This window comes from Cobetia sp. SIMBA_158, from assembly GCF_046566945.1.
GTDB classification, from domain to species: domain Bacteria; phylum Pseudomonadota; class Gammaproteobacteria; order Pseudomonadales; family Halomonadaceae; genus Cobetia; species Cobetia amphilecti.
The window spans coordinates 170,578-183,763 of the sequence record NZ_JAWJYL010000004.1 but is presented as its reverse complement, the minus strand read 5'-3'; the positions used below and the strand labels follow the sequence as shown (position 1 = coordinate 183,763).

14 protein-coding genes and 1 riboswitch are annotated in these 13,186 nt (G+C 65.9%); of the genes, 7 read left to right on the top strand and 7 right to left on the bottom strand.

What is annotated here, in order from left to right; translation table 11 throughout:
* Positions 1-45 precede the first annotated feature (45 nt).
* Positions 46-172, bottom strand: a riboswitch (TPP riboswitch).
* A 130-nt stretch (positions 173-302) separates the two neighbouring features.
* The 4 genes from R2R70_RS08555 to R2R70_RS08540 all read right to left on the bottom strand — a co-directional run bounded on the left by R2R70_RS08555 (position 303) and on the right by R2R70_RS08540 (position 4,740).
* The gene (locus R2R70_RS08555; RefSeq protein ID WP_410977810.1) at positions 303-1,004 is read right to left on the bottom strand and encodes a TIGR04282 family arsenosugar biosynthesis glycosyltransferase; all 702 of its coding nucleotides are present in this window, start codon (positions 1,002-1,004) and stop codon (positions 303-305) included.
* A gap of 16 nt (positions 1,005-1,020) precedes the next feature.
* Entirely contained in the window at positions 1,021-1,833 is an 813-nt protein-coding gene (locus R2R70_RS08550) for a TIGR04283 family arsenosugar biosynthesis glycosyltransferase (RefSeq protein WP_410977809.1), read from the bottom strand.
* A gap of 440 nt (positions 1,834-2,273) precedes the next feature.
* Positions 2,274-3,506 carry a PQQ-dependent sugar dehydrogenase gene (locus R2R70_RS08545; protein ID WP_410977808.1) on the bottom strand — a complete coding sequence of 411 codons (1,233 nt, stop codon included), beginning with the start codon at positions 3,504-3,506 and terminating at the stop codon, positions 2,274-2,276.
* A 199-nt stretch (positions 3,507-3,705) separates the two neighbouring features.
* Positions 3,706-4,740: a lysophospholipid acyltransferase family protein gene (locus tag R2R70_RS08540; protein WP_410977807.1), complete on the bottom strand. Its 1,035-nt coding sequence runs from the start codon at positions 4,738-4,740 to the stop codon at positions 3,706-3,708.
* Between the two features lie 331 nt (positions 4,741-5,071).
* On the opposite strand from R2R70_RS08540, the gene R2R70_RS08535 reads away from it, so the two are divergent.
* Positions 5,072-5,806: a class I SAM-dependent methyltransferase gene (locus R2R70_RS08535; protein ID WP_410977806.1), complete on the top strand. Its 735-nt coding sequence runs from the start codon at positions 5,072-5,074 to the stop codon at positions 5,804-5,806.
* A 223-nt stretch (positions 5,807-6,029) separates the two neighbouring features.
* Positions 6,030-7,502, top strand: coding sequence for an MFS transporter (locus tag R2R70_RS08530; RefSeq protein ID WP_410977805.1), 1,473 nt, complete (start codon positions 6,030-6,032; stop codon positions 7,500-7,502).
* A 55-nt stretch (positions 7,503-7,557) separates the two neighbouring features.
* On the opposite strand, the gene R2R70_RS08525 is transcribed toward R2R70_RS08530, so the two are convergent.
* Positions 7,558-8,223 carry a 2OG-Fe(II) oxygenase gene (locus R2R70_RS08525; protein WP_107336198.1) on the bottom strand — a complete coding sequence of 222 codons (666 nt, stop codon included), beginning with the start codon at positions 8,221-8,223 and terminating at the stop codon, positions 7,558-7,560.
* 159 nt (positions 8,224-8,382) lie between these two features.
* A complete protein-coding gene (locus tag R2R70_RS08520; RefSeq protein WP_054555561.1) occupies positions 8,383-9,012 on the bottom strand; it encodes a CoA pyrophosphatase in 630 nt (209 codons plus the stop codon).
* Positions 9,013-9,154: 142 nt separating this feature from the next.
* On the opposite strand from R2R70_RS08520, the gene R2R70_RS08515 reads away from it, so the two are divergent.
* Positions 9,155-9,739 carry an NUDIX hydrolase gene (locus tag R2R70_RS08515; protein ID WP_054555560.1) on the top strand — a complete coding sequence of 195 codons (585 nt, stop codon included), beginning with the start codon at positions 9,155-9,157 and terminating at the stop codon, positions 9,737-9,739.
* A 52-nt stretch (positions 9,740-9,791) separates the two neighbouring features.
* On the opposite strand, the gene R2R70_RS08510 is transcribed toward R2R70_RS08515, so the two are convergent.
* Positions 9,792-10,103: an NGG1p interacting factor NIF3 gene (locus R2R70_RS08510; protein ID WP_405278418.1), complete on the bottom strand. Its 312-nt coding sequence runs from the start codon at positions 10,101-10,103 to the stop codon at positions 9,792-9,794.
* Positions 10,104-10,226: 123 nt separating this feature from the next.
* On the opposite strand from R2R70_RS08510, the gene ftsB reads away from it, so the two are divergent.
* The 4 genes from ftsB to truD all read left to right on the top strand — a co-directional run bounded on the left by ftsB (position 10,227) and on the right by truD (position 13,185).
* Positions 10,227-10,631 carry a cell division protein FtsB gene (ftsB, locus tag R2R70_RS08505; RefSeq protein WP_225347115.1) on the top strand — a complete coding sequence of 135 codons (405 nt, stop codon included), beginning with the start codon at positions 10,227-10,229 and terminating at the stop codon, positions 10,629-10,631.
* Entirely contained in the window at positions 10,628-11,425 is a 798-nt protein-coding gene (locus tag R2R70_RS08500) for a 2-C-methyl-D-erythritol 4-phosphate cytidylyltransferase (RefSeq protein ID WP_410977804.1), read from the top strand. Before ftsB ends, R2R70_RS08500 begins: the two co-directional genes overlap by 4 nt.
* Positions 11,426-11,516: 91 nt before the next feature.
* Positions 11,517-12,017, top strand: a complete 501-nt coding sequence (gene ispF, locus R2R70_RS08495) for a 2-C-methyl-D-erythritol 2,4-cyclodiphosphate synthase (protein WP_410977884.1) — start codon at positions 11,517-11,519, stop codon at positions 12,015-12,017.
* On the top strand, positions 12,010-13,185 hold the full coding sequence (truD, locus tag R2R70_RS08490) for a tRNA pseudouridine(13) synthase TruD (protein WP_410977803.1): 1,176 nt from the start codon (positions 12,010-12,012) through the stop codon (positions 13,183-13,185). The genes ispF and truD overlap by 8 nt, the downstream gene beginning before the upstream one ends.
* Position 13,186 lies beyond the last annotated feature (1 nt).

The window sequence follows — 13,186 nt, the reverse complement described above, 5'->3', positions numbered from 1 at the left end:
AGGTGCCGACAGTCACCGTGAGAAAGTGGTGACGATATCGAGTGGCATCGCTTCGCGCTTGATCCCTACGCCGGTACTAGCCGGATCAGGTTCGGCGGGATCGTCATTCACGCAAGGACATTGCCTGCGCATGACATCTCAGCCGGTCTTACCGGCACCCCGTCAAGCTGTGACATATGAGTCACGATGCAGCGAGTGTAACAGCCCTGCGGCGCAGAAGAAGGGCAGTGTGAGCAAAAATGCATACGACTTTGGGAGGCATGCCGAAGGTGTGAAGAGCCTCAAGCGGGTTCATGAAAGCCTCAAGCGGCAAGGTCGGCCATGAGTGCCGGCAGGTGGCGCGACAGTCGCGCAAGGTCACGTGGCTCATCGACATCCCAGCTGATCGGCAGGCAAGCGGCCGTTCTCCCGGCCTGTGCCAGCAGCGCCAGGGTATCCCGGCAGACATGGGCATGACTCCAGCGGGGCAGCAGGAAGGCTTGCGGGCAGGGCGCCTTGAGGCCGATCAAGCCATAGCCGCCATCGTCGGTGGGCTGTAGCACCGCGTCGTGAGTGCGCAGTCTGTGGACTGCCTCGCGCAGGCGCTGGCTGTCCAGCGCCGGCAGGTCGGAGCCCATCAGCAACACCGGCCCCTCGGGCAGATGTCGGGCCATGGCCCGAGACATTCGCTCACCGAGCTCCCCCTGCGGCTGTGTCTCGAAGGTGAGGTCGGCAGAGGCATCGACAACGCTTCGCAGCCCGGCTTCCAGTGCTGCTCGCAGGGCGGTCTGTTCAGGGGGCTGACTCGACGGCTCGGCAGAGGGCGTCAGCATCACCACGACCTTGCCGAGGCGCGCGGCGCAGGCGTGGTCAACGATATGGCTCAGCATCCGCTCATAGAGTCGAGCTGCGCCCTCGGGGCCGAGTGCGGGAATCAGGCGTGTCTTGCAGTGGCCGGCGATGGGCAGGCGACCGAAGATGATGAGAGTCGGGCGCACCTCTGACGCGGCATCAGCTGTGGGCAAGGTAGGCAACGCCGTATCACGCATGGGGCATGCCGCGCTGCTCACAGGCCTGCGCCGCGGCGCGATAGCCGTAAAGGCGTGCCAGGCGTGCAGGGGAGACGCCACACCAGGCCGCCAGCCGCAGTCCCCACATCTTGACGATGGTGCGCCAGACGCCGTGGGTCTCCCAGCGTCGACCGCTGGTCGTGACACGCGCCGTCAGGTTCATTGGCGGGGTCAGATGCTTGAGCTGGGCACTCAGCCAGATATCTTCCATCAGTGGCATGTCGGCAAAGCCGCCGATGGCCTCGAAGGTCGAACGCTGCACGAACTGGGTCTGGTCGCCCGTGCTGATGCTGGTCAGCCGCGAGCGCAGATTCATCATGGCGGCGATCATCGGTAACCACGGCGACTCGCCCTTGATGCTGACATCGAAGCGGCCCCAGTCGCTGCGGCGATGCGTCGTGACGGCCTCCTTGAGCAATGCCAGCGCATTGTCGGGCAAGTCGGTATCGGCATGCAGAAACAGCAGCCATTCTCCGCGTGCACGCGCGGCTCCGGCATTCATCTGGCGTGCCCGGCCCGGTTCAGTGCTCAGCACGGCATCACACAGCGGTCGGGCCAGTGAGGGGGTGCCATCCGTCGAGCCGCCATCCACCACGATCACTTCACAGTCCCCGCCCGCGCGCAGGCGACTCAGGGCAATCAGGGTTTGCACGATGCCGGCTGCCTCGTCATGCACCGGCATCACGATGCTCAGCCAGGGAGCGCGCGTCAGGTGCGTGCATGTGCTCGACAGGGAGTCCCGGTTGGCGGGCGTCTGTGATGCTGGGGGTGGCTGCTGGTTCATGGCGGCAGGCTCCGACGATGGCGTATTCGTTGGATCATACGCAGGAGTTCGTAGGCTGGATGCACGAGCGAGAGACGCTCTCTCAGCGCGTCATCGTTCATTAAACGCTTGGCGTCGACCCAGTGTCGCTCCATGGACACACAATGCCTAGCTGGCCATTGGGTGCATGCGGGGATACAGGACTACATTTCTGTAATTCGAAGGCGGGGCATGCAAGGCAGGTTTTCAGTATCTGCAGCAGGCAAGCGCTGCATTCATCGGCCCTATTCATAGGCCCTCTGCCAGGCAGCTCCTGGAAAGAGAGCCTGGAAAGAGAGCCTGGAAAGAGAGCCTGGAAAGAGAGCCTGAAGAGAGTGCTTGGACAGAGGGCTTGGAGAGAGCGCGTGAATAAGGGCCAGGGCCTCGGTTATCAAAAGCCCGTTCTGCTGGAGGTCAGGCCATCAATCGAAGGTGAGGCGATAGAGGCCAGCCGCGCCGCTATCCGAGGTGAAGTACAGGCTGCCATCAGGGCCGAACAGGACATCGAGCGGGCGAATCCAGCGCTGGCCGCTGCTGCTGTCCTGCAGACCGGTCAGCACCGGCACCAGGCGTGCTTCAGTGTCTGGCGTCGCCAGCTTGAGGCCCAGCAGGCGAGGCTCACGGCGGCTGGCCGGGTCACCCGCGGCGTTGCCGGAGGGCGCCGTGCCCCAGCTGCCGTGGACTGCCACCACGACATCCATGTCAGAAGACAATGGATGCTCTGGCGGTACCACCGCGATTCCCATTGGTGCACTGCGAGCGGGGATCTCGGCCAGTGGCGCTGCAATCTCGCCACGCTCGCGCGGTGAATCGTTCGTGATGCAGTCATCCGCCTGCCAGCGGCCATCGACCCACTGATACCAGGGCATGCCATGGAAGCTGCCTTCGCGGGCTGCGACCACCAGCTCGCTAGGTTGCTCATAGCCCCAGTGGTCGGGCCCGTTGTTGGTGGCCAGCAGACGCGGCTCATCTTCCCTACCTGGCTGCCAGGCGAGGCCTACCGGGTTGCGCAGCCCGCTGGCCCAGGGCTGCCAGTGCGGGACATCGCCGGATTCCTCAAGGCGCAGCACGCCACCGCGGCGTTCACTGAAGGAGTAGCCCTGCTCGCTGCCTGAAAGGTATTGATTCGAGCAATTGCCCTGGATGCCCAGCGCTAGATAGAGGCCACCATCCGGCCCGAGACTCAAGGTGCGCGAGTTGTGGCCACCGCCGCCGGGCAGGGCGATCAGCTCACGAAAGTCATCTCGGGTGAGAGACTCGCCGTGTGAATAGTCGGCGACCAGCAAGGCGGCAGTGGTCGCGACATAGAGCTTGTCACCGCGCACCACCAGCGAGTGAGGGTAGCCCGACAGTTCGACCAGCGTCTTCACGACAGAGAGGTTGCCGTCCGGCGTCAGCTGAGCGCGATAGACACGCTCGGCCCGCGAGCCGATCAGTAGCTCGCCAGTATCAGTGAGATGCAACATGCGCGGACTGTCGAGCGAGGCCAGCCGCTCGAGCGTGGCGCCCTCAGGCAGCTTGAGCGCAGGGGCATCGCTGGGCACTTGCTGAGCGCTCACCAGCGACAGTGAGGAAGCGGCATCTGTCTCTGCCTGGGCTGGCAGAGACAATGCGAGACAGGCCGCCGCGGCGCCTGTGACCAGGCGTGTCGCCACACTTGTTGCCAACCTTGTCGCCAAGCCTGTCACCAGACTTGCCGGCAGGCATGTCGATACTGTCCGGGACAGGGAGGGGCGCCGGGGCGATGCGCTTGTGAGGTGAGCGGCGTGAGTCTCGATCGGCATCCTTGCCTCCTGTCATTGAGCCATGCGCATTCAGTCTGGGAGCTGATGGCTTGATCCGCCAGTGTTGCCCTCAGCCGCGCTTGCTGGCCTTGCGGCGATGCTTGAAATAGCGGCGCCAGCCCTTGAGCGAGAAGAAGGAATAGGTGCGCGCATAGAAGCGGGCTTCCTGCCAGCCCGGTTGTTGCTCCATTTCCTGCGGGCTCTTGCGCCAGCGCTTGTATTCCCACTGATACTGGGCCGGTGCCAAGGCGATCGCCGTTTCCACCGAGGCATTCACCCCGCGTGCCGAGGCGACTTCCTCTTCGCAATAGACTCCCTCATCCGCGGCGAGGAAGTGGATGGCGAAGCCATGGCCATCTTCCAGCCGCTGGGCGACACCGGTGACGACGCGCGCATCGGTTCTCGCCACCAGCTTGGGCAGCAGGGTGGCGGTATAGGCGGGGCGGCCATAGAAGTCGGCGAAGACGCCGCTGCCCCGGCCCGGCTCCTGATCCGGCAGTATGCCGATCGCTTCGGCGCGCTTGAGTGCCTTGAGCAAGGCGGCCACGCCGCGCGAGTTGGTGGGCACCAGGCTCGCGCCCATGCGTTCACGACCGTTGCGGATGATCGGGTCGAGGCGCTCGAACTTGGGCGGCTCGTACATGGCGGTGAACGGGAAGTGGCTGGAGAGCCAGAAATTGAGCACTTCCCAGTTGCCGAAGTGCGGCGCCAGCACGATGACGCCGCGCCCCTCGGCGCGCGCCTCATCGAGCAGGTTTCGGCCGTGGACCTCGAGAATCGAATCGCGCACGGCGTCTTCATCGCCCAGCCACACCTTGCCCAGTTCCAGCATGGTGGCGGTGGAATGCGCGAGGCTGTCGCTCGCCAGACGCGCGCGCGCCTGGCTGTCGAGCTGCGGGAAGGCCTGGCCCAGATTCTGGCGCGTGACCCGGCGCTCGCGGGGGTTGCACAGCTGCACCACACGCGCCAACGGGCGCGCCAGCCACCAGAGCTGGCGGGTGCTGAGCCCGGACAGTCGTTGCCACAGACAGGCCACGGAATTGGCCTTGAGAGGAGTCAGGCGCTGTTCCATGGCCTGTTCGAACCGCTTGAGAGTCTTGTCCATCGTCACACGTGAAGTTCCGGTGGTCTGGCGTGAAAGATCGCGCCTGTCTGACGCGAAGGCAGGCGCCGTGACATCGTCAGGTGTCGCGGTGCCGCACTCGAATGATGCTCATTGTGCCAGAGGGGGGCGGTGCCTGCAGGCTCCATCGTGGCAGGCGCAAGACACTGGCGCGGGGTATCATTCAGCACTCAGACAGTCGCCACCTTCGATACGTTCACCTGCTGCGGAATTGCCCGTGCCGCCGCGGTGTCGCGCGTGGCGCCGAGTTGTCACCGCCAGCCGTGTGGTGACGTTGACCCTCATCGCCAGTGTCCCTTGCCGCGGAGCCCTGATGTCAGCCCCTGATTCCCTCGTTCCCTATCCGCCTGCGGATACTGTCTGCCCGCTGTGTGAGGCGTCCCAGAGCCAGCATGTACTGCACCTGGTACAGCGGCGCAGGCCGTGCCCCGACACCGGTCGGCGCCCGCCCGCCGACGAGCGCGATTACCTGCGCTGCCCGGAATGTCATCTGCTGTATCTGGCGCCGTCCCAGCGCCTGGATGCCAGGGCAGAGCAGGACATCTACGACCAACACGAGAATGACCCGGCAGACCCGCGCTATCGAAGCTTCCTGGCCAAGCTCTTCACGCCGATGTGCGAGCGGCTCGCGGCCGGTGCCAGCGGGCTCGATTTCGGCTGTGGGCCGGGGCCTGCCCTGGCGCAGATGTTCGAGGAGGCGGGCCATCCGATGGCACTGCACGACCTCTATTATCATCCGAACCCGGCAGCGCTCACCCGCCAGCATGACTTCATCGTCAGCACCGAGGTGATCGAGCATCTCTACGCACCGGGGGAAGTCTTCCGCCAGTGGTTGCGCTGCCTCAAGCCCGGTGGCCTGCTGGGGGTGATGACGCAGCCCGCCTCGGATGATCCGGAAGCGCTCAGGCTCTGGCACTACCTGCGTGATCCGACGCATGTGTGCCTGTTCAGCCCGGCGACCTTTGCCTGGCTTGCGCGCACGCACGGACTCGAGCTTGAGCAGGTCGCCAACGACAGCGTCATCTTCCGCGTGCCCCAGCCCACCTGACAAGGGCGCGGGACAGGGCATGGATAGAGCGCAGGAAAGCGCGCAGCGACACCCAAGACGACATTGTCGCCAAATGACGCAAAAAGGCTTGGATTTGGCGCGGACTGTCACTATATTGCCCGCGCCTTGACGTATTCTCGCAGGGCAAATTCCCCCTCCCGACGATATCCGCACCTTGCGGCATTGGCTGATCGCTGACTGGCGGCCGGCCGAGGATCTGGTCATGCCCCGTCATCTGCTGTTGATGTCCCTTGCGCCCCTGCTTGGCCTTGCCTTGCTGGGGATCGGTAACGCCATGCTGACCTCGCTGGTCCCGTTGCGGCTGTCTGCCGCCGGCGTCTCGAGCGAGGCGATCGGCCTGATCAGCTCGGCCTACTATCTGGGCCTCGGGCTCGGCGCGCTGGTCAACGACCGCCTGCTGCTGCGCATCGGCCATATCCGCGCCTATGCCGGCTTCGCCTCGCTGGTGGCGGTCGCGGCACTGGCCATGGGGCTGGGTGATCACCCGGTGGTGTGGTTCCTGCTGCGCATGATGATCGGCTGGTCGCTGGTCGGAGTGTATCTGGTCATCGAGAGCTGGCTGCTGAGTGCCGCCGACCCCGCCGTGCGCGGGCGCCTGCTGGCGCTCTACATGATCGTGCTTTACGGCGCGGGGGTGCTCGGTCAGTTGCTGCTGGGCGTGACCGCCATGCTGAGCCTCGAGGCGGCCTTCATGCTGGTGGCGATGCTGGCGGCGGCCTCGGTATTGCCGCTGGTGCTGCTGCCGCGCGTCTCGCCGCTGATCGAACAGTCCGAGCCCCTGAGCCCGTGGCGCCTGATTCGCATCACGCCGACGGGCGTGTTCGGCTGTCTGGCCTCGGGACTGGTGGTGGCGGTCATCTATAGCCTGCTGCCTCTGGCACTGGGCGATGGCGGCACCCTGAGCACCGCGGAGATCGGTCAGCGCATGGCGCTGGTGATTCTCGGCGGCATGCTGCTGCAGTACCCCATCGGCCGCTGGTCTGACAGCCACGACCGCCAGCAGGTGCTGATCATCCTGTCGATCGCCATCGTCGGCTTCGCTGCCTTGCTGATGGGGCCGGCGCGCGAGGGTATCGCCCAGCTGACGGTGCTGTTCCTGCTCGGCGGTGCCGCCTTCACGCTCTATCCGGTGGCGGTCAGCCACGCCGCCGACCGTGCGCCCGCCGGCGCCCTGGTGCGCATGAGCCAGGGCCTGCTGTTGATCAACGCGGTGGGGTCGACCCTGTCACCGCCGGCGGTATCGCTGCCGATGGCCGAGATGGGCGCGATGCCCGGCATGGCGCTGAGTCTGGCGGTGATGGGTGGCGGCATGCTGCTCTTCTTCGTCTGGCGACGCGTGATGCGCCCGGCGCCACAGCCGTTGGCGCCCTTCGAGACCCATGCCCCGCAGACGCCGCTGGGCACCGAGCTTGCGGTCGGGCCTGAACTGGTCGAGGCCGCCGAGGAGCACCTGCGAGACGCCGAGGCCGATGACCCGCTGGTCGAGGTCACGCGTGAGCTGGTCGCCGACATGCCGGAGCTGATCACGGATGCCTCGCTGGACAGCCTCGAGGAGATCGAGGTCAAGGAGGAGCAGGCGCTGCACGACGAGCAGGCCTTGAATGACGAGCAGTCATTGCAGGACGCGCAGCGCCAAGTGCCACCACGCGATGACGCGCCGCTGGCGCGCGACTGAGGCCGCTGGTGCGGTGCTGTCCAGACCTGGCTGGCCGGGCCTTCCCGCCCCGGAATCAGCGCGCGGGATCGACCAGGTTGCCCTGTGAGCTGTTGCGCCGGAACCAGCCGGTGACACTGGCGCGCGCCTGATGCGTCGGCAGCACCTCATGGGGGATCTGCTCGGAGAGAAAGCACACGAAGGTGCCGGCCTCGGGGGTGACGCGCGCGATTTCGCGGCTGTCATCCTCGGGGTCGTAGAGCACGATCTCGCCGCCGCCGTCGCGCGGCCAGTCCTCATTGAGATAGAGCACGCTGGAGATCAGGCGGTTGCCGCGGCCGCGAAAGCTGTCGAGATGCTTCTTGTAGAAGCTGCCGACCGGATAGTGGGCGAAGTGGGCCTCATACTCGAACAGCCCCAGATAGAGGGCACGGTTGAGCTCATCCTTGAGCACGTTCATCGCTTCCAGATAGGCGCGCTGGGCACGCGAATTGCGGTCCAGCCAGCGAATCGCGTCGCCGCGGATGTCCGGGCGCAGATCATGCTCGCGTCCGCGCCCGATACCCGCCGCCGTCAATTGCTGCCGCGTCTCAAGCTCGGTCAGTTCGTCATTGAGCTGACCGATGACCTGGCGCGGCAGGAAGTCGGGGCGCACGCTGTAGCCATGCTCGACCAGTTCATCGATCAGCAGGTTCAGTGCGACAGGGTCCAGCAGTGGGGCGGGTGCAGGTGCAGCGGGCATCAGGCGCTCCGAACGGGAAGTGGCATGGCATCGTGGGCGAGGAGTTATAGTCCAGTGCCATTGTCGGTGCAATATCGTCGGGGCAATGTCATCAGGGCGATGACGAGCCGCTTGGCGGGAGCACACCTTGCCTGGTGCAGGAGCTCAGGATCTTGAGCTTCAGGGCCGAGGCGGCACGGGGCGCGGCGGTAGATGGCGCAGCGGGGCACCAGGCGGTGGCGCTGCCTTTAAGCTCACGGCATGGCCGAAGCCGATGGCCATCAGTTCGACCAGCATCATCGAGGACAGCCCCCACAGCACCTGGTCGGCCACGCGATAGCTGGGCACGTACCAGGTCTCGTCACCGACGGTGATCACATCGGTATGCTCGCGCTCGTCCTTGAGCAACATGCTCAGCGGCATCTCGAAGATCTGCTCGATCTCGCCGGGGTCTGCGCGCAGCGGCAGGTCGGCGGGTATGCGCCCGACAAAGGGCGTGACACGCATGCCGTGCAGGGAAATCACGTCGCTCAGCTGGCCGAAGACCTCCACGGCGCTGGGCGGCAGCGCGACTTCTTCCTCGGCTTCGCGCAGCGCGGTGGCCAACAGATTGCTATCATCGGGTTCGGCCTTGCCGCCGGGGAAGGCCACCTGGCCGGGGTGCTGGCTGAGATGGCTGGCACGCCGCGTCAGCAGCAGCGTCGGTTCGGGCCGATCGATCAGCGCGATCAGGACGGCGGCGCGTGGCAGCTGGTGGTCGGTCGCAAGGGGTTGATGTGCTTGCAGGCGTTGGCGCAGGGCTTCTAGCATGTCGTTTCCTCGTAGGCATTCATCATGTGGCGCGAGGGTCCTGGCGGTCAAGGCGACTGCCATGCCGCTGGCCCCACCGCGCAACGAGGAAGCGGAGACGGGATGTCACTGAAGGGCGCCTTGAGATTTCATGGGAGAGCGAATGAATTATTGCAGTCACTGTGGTGAAACGGTGCGTCTGGCAGTGCCGCAGGGCGATGATCGTCTGCGCTACCTGTGTGATAGCTGCGGCACCATCCATTATCAGAATCCGCGCATCATCGCGGGCACCCTGCCGGTGCGGGACGGCAAGGTGTTGCTCTGTCGGCGTGCCATCGAGCCACGCCTGGGGTATTGGACCCTGCCGGCCGGCTTCATGGAGAACGCCGAGACCACCAGCGACGCCGCTGCCCGCGAGACGCGGGAAGAAGCCGGCGCCGAGGTCAAGCTGCAGGGGCTTTATACGTTGATCGACCTGCCGCACATCAATCAGGTCTACATGCTGTTTCGGGCCGAGCTGATCAGCGACTACTCGGCGGGCGTCGAGAGCCTCGAAGTGGCGCTGTTCGCCGAGGAGGAGGTCCCCTGGCAGTCACTGGCCTTCCCGACCATGGAAGTGACGCTGCGCCGCTACTTCGAGGACCGCCGCCACGGCGAGGGTGACGAGCATTTCCCGCTGCACCTCGAGCAGATTGACCTGGAAACCCGCGAGCACTTCTTCAATACCACCTTCCTGCCCGCGAGCTAGATCGTCTGGCCATTGCTGACCTCGCGTGCCTCGTTCTTCGAGGCGCGCGGGGTCAGAACGTTTCCAGTCGCCAGCAATCGAAGGCGACTTCTTCATAGGGGTGGGCGTCGCGCAGCGCCGCCACGGCAGCGGCGATGAGCGAATCGTCACATACCAGCTCTATCTTCAGTTCGGCGACGCGCTCCAGCGTGCCGCAGGTCCCGATATGGGGATTGGCGCTGGCCAGTGGCCGAAACTGGCCGGTGCCGCGTGTCTCGAAGCAGCAGGCCTCGTAGTCGCCGATTCGCCCTGCACCGGTGGCGAAGACGGCTTCCTTGACGGGTTCGGCGTCATTCTCCGGGACGAAGAACGCAAGCTTGTACATCGGATGACTCCTGGCAGAAGGGGGAGAGGGCGCTGTCATCAGGTGGCCCTGATCGACAGGGGTGCGTCAAGCGTGGCAACGGATGCTGGCAGTGCCTGCGTCACGCTCCCGGATGATGGCATAATGCGCGCTGCAACGGCCAAGGACATCGCCATGCTCAAATGGATCAATATCTCACTGCTGCTGCTGCTGGCACTGCTCCAGTATCGGCTGTGGTGGGGCGAAAATGGCATCACCGAATTATTCGATATTCGCGCACGCGTGCAGCAGCTTTCCAAGGAAGATGCGGTGCTGGACAACCGCAATCAGCGGCTCGGTGCGGAAGTGGTCGACCTCAAGAATGGTCTGGCGGCCATCGAGGAGCGTGCACGCAATGACCTCGGCATGGTGCGCAAGGACGAGCAGTTCCTGTGGGTACCCAATGTCGCGGTGCCGGAACGCAAGGCGCCATCGCCCGATGAAGTGGCGGACGGTGCGCTGGAGGGCAAGGGCCTGGAAGGCGGGCTGCCCAAGGTGATCACGCCATGATGCCGACAGACGCCTCGCGCGAGCCCCGTCTGTGGTATCTGGTGCCGGCCGCCGGCGTAGGCAGTCGCATGCAGGCCGACCGCCCCAAGCAGTATCTGGAGCTGTCGCCCGGCGGCTGCGTGCTGGAGGCGACGCTGGCGACACTCAAGCGCGCGCTGCCCGAGGCAGGACTCTGTCTGGTGCTGGGCGCCGATGATGGCTATTTCTCGCCGTCGATGGTGCCGTGGCAGGACTGGCTGCGCGCCGATGGCGGCAGCGAGCGTGCCGACAGCGTGCTGGCAGGCCTGGATTGCCTGAGCCGCCACGCCCATGATGATGACCTCGTGCTGGTGCACGATGTCGCGCGTCCCTGCGTTCGCGAAGCCGATATCCATGCGCTGGTCGCGACCGCTCGCCGCAGTGCCGATGGCGCCATCCTCGCGGCCCCTGCCAGCGACACCATGAAGCGCGCCGCGCCGGCCGGCGACTCCCGCCCGCATGGCGGTGGCGGTGGCGATGAAGAGCGTGCGCCGAGCATCGCGCACACCGAATCCCGCGTCGGCCTGTGGCATGCCTTCACGCCGCAGGCCTTCCCGCTGGGCCTGTTGCGACGGGCGCTGCGTGAAGCGCTAGGGGAGAACCCCGCGCTCATCACGGACGAGGCCTCGGCACTGGAGGCCTGTGGCCGTGCCCCTGTGCTGGTCGCCGCCGCCCGCGACAATCTCAAGATCACCCATCCGGAAGACCTCGCCATGGCGCGCCTGCTGCTGGCCGCGCGCGAGGCGCTTCCCGATAGCCCCCGGACGTCTGCCTGACATGACTGAGCAATCTGCAACACCCGCTGCTGCCACTTCCTCTGCGCCATCCGCGACCTCTTCCCCGCAGGCTGGCCATGTGCCGATGGCCCTGCGCATCGGCCACGGCTTCGATGTGCATCGCTTCGGCGATGGCGATCACCTGATGATCGGTGGCGTGAATATCGCCTATGAACATGGTTTCGTGGCGCATTCTGACGGTGACGTGCTGCTGCATGCGCTGTGCGATGCGCTGCTCGGCGCCTGTGGCATGGGCGATATCGGCAAGCATTTCCCGGACACCGACAGCGAGTGGTCCGGCGCCGATAGCCGTGGCCTGCTGCGCCACGTGATCGGGCTGGTCAATGCCGCCGGTTTCGGGGTCGGCAATGTCGATCTCACCGTGATGGCGCAGGCGCCGAAGATGGCGCCGCACATCCAGGCGATGCGGGAAGTGATCGCTGAAGACCTGCGCGTGCCGCTGGCGGTCGTCAACGTCAAGGCCACCACCACCGAGCGGCTCGGCTTCACGGGTCGCAAGGAAGGCATCGCCGCCGAGGCGGTGGTGCTGCTGGGCGCGCTGCCGACCGCGGGCGGAGCCGAGCATGTCTGAAGTGAATGACATGCCTGAGTCGCCCGAGGCGGATGCGCTGTTTGCCGAGGCGCTGACAGCGCTGGACGCCGCGGGCAGCGAGGCGTGGGTCAAGGAAGCCGAATTGATGCAGCGCTGGCCGCATGCGCATGGCGGCCCGCTGGGTGCCGGCGACTTCCGCCACACGCCGGAGGACTTCCGGGTCACCGAGCTGATGGACTTCGTGCCCGAAGGCCACGGCGAGCATCAGTGGCTGTGGGTCGAGAAACGCGGCCTGACCACCGATGACCTGTGCCGTGAACTGGCCAGCCTGTGTGAGGTCGCGCCGCGTGATATCGGCGTGGCCGGTCTCAAGGACAAGCAGGCGATCACCCAGCAGTGGATATCCGTGTGGTTGCCGGGGCGTGAAGCGCCGCAGGATCTCAGCGATGCGCTGGCCGAGAAGGGCGTCCGCGTGCTGGCCAGCGTGCGTCATCCGCGCAAGCTCAAGCGTGGCGTGCATCGCGGCAACCGCTTCGCGCTGCGTCTCAGCGGTGAGGCCGTTGCACACCCTGAGTTCGAGGCACGCTGGCAGACGCTGATGTGTGATGGCGTGCCCAACTATTTCGGGCCGCAGCGCTTCGGCCATCAGGGACATAATCTCGGCCGGGCACGTGCCGTGCTGGTGCGTGGCTGGCGCAAGCGTGATGACCGCAGCGGCATGCTGCTGTCGACCGCGCGCAGCTTCCTGTTCAACGAGGTGCTGGCTGCGCGCCTCAAGGCGCATTGCTGGGCGACGGCGTTGAGAGGTGAGGTGTTTGCGCTCAACGGGACGGGCTCGCGCTTCGTCACCGATGGCAGCGAGCCGGCCGAGACGCTGGCGCAGCGCCTGGCGAGTGGCGATATTCATCCCACTGGCCCGCTGTGGGGCACCGGACGTGCGGAGACTCATGCTCAGGTCGCCCAACTCGAGCAGGTCCTGGCCACGCGTTGGCCGCAGCTGTGCGAGGGGCTCGAGAAGGCCGGCGTCAAGGCGGAGCGTCGTCCGTTGCGCCTGATGCCCGGCAAGCCGCGTCTGGAGTGGGACATCACGCCAGAGCAGGCGCTCGCCGAAGGCAGCGAGGCCAGCATCTGGCTGCACTTCGATCTGCCGCGCGGCAGCTTCGCGACGGGCCTGCTGCGTGAGCTGATCGCCCACCCGCTGCTGTAGT

What these genes read in the sequence shown, in the direction of transcription:
- R2R70_RS08550 (WP_410977809.1), bottom strand. Translation starts at nt 1,833, where the DNA reads ATGAACCAGCAGCCACCCCCAGCATCACAGACGCCCGCCAACCGGGAC.
- R2R70_RS08540 (WP_410977807.1), bottom strand. Translation starts at nt 4,740, where the DNA reads ATGGACAAGACTCTCAAGCGGTTCGAACAGGCCATGGAACAGCGCCTG.
- R2R70_RS08535 (WP_410977806.1), top strand. Translation starts at nt 5,072, where the DNA reads ATGTCAGCCCCTGATTCCCTCGTTCCCTATCCGCCTGCGGATACTGTC.
- R2R70_RS08530 (WP_410977805.1), top strand. Translation starts at nt 6,030, where the DNA reads ATGCCCCGTCATCTGCTGTTGATGTCCCTTGCGCCCCTGCTTGGCCTT.
- R2R70_RS08525 (WP_107336198.1), bottom strand. Translation starts at nt 8,223, where the DNA reads ATGCCCGCTGCACCTGCACCCGCCCCACTGCTGGACCCTGTCGCACTG.
- R2R70_RS08520 (WP_054555561.1), bottom strand. Translation starts at nt 9,012, where the DNA reads ATGCTAGAAGCCCTGCGCCAACGCCTGCAAGCACATCAACCCCTTGCG.
- R2R70_RS08515 (WP_054555560.1), top strand. Translation starts at nt 9,155, where the DNA reads ATGAATTATTGCAGTCACTGTGGTGAAACGGTGCGTCTGGCAGTGCCG.
- R2R70_RS08510 (WP_405278418.1), bottom strand. Translation starts at nt 10,103, where the DNA reads ATGTACAAGCTTGCGTTCTTCGTCCCGGAGAATGACGCCGAACCCGTC.
- ftsB (WP_225347115.1), top strand. Translation starts at nt 10,227, where the DNA reads ATGCGCGCTGCAACGGCCAAGGACATCGCCATGCTCAAATGGATCAAT.
- R2R70_RS08500 (WP_410977804.1), top strand. Translation starts at nt 10,628, where the DNA reads ATGATGCCGACAGACGCCTCGCGCGAGCCCCGTCTGTGGTATCTGGTG.
- truD (WP_410977803.1), top strand. Translation starts at nt 12,010, where the DNA reads ATGTCTGAAGTGAATGACATGCCTGAGTCGCCCGAGGCGGATGCGCTG.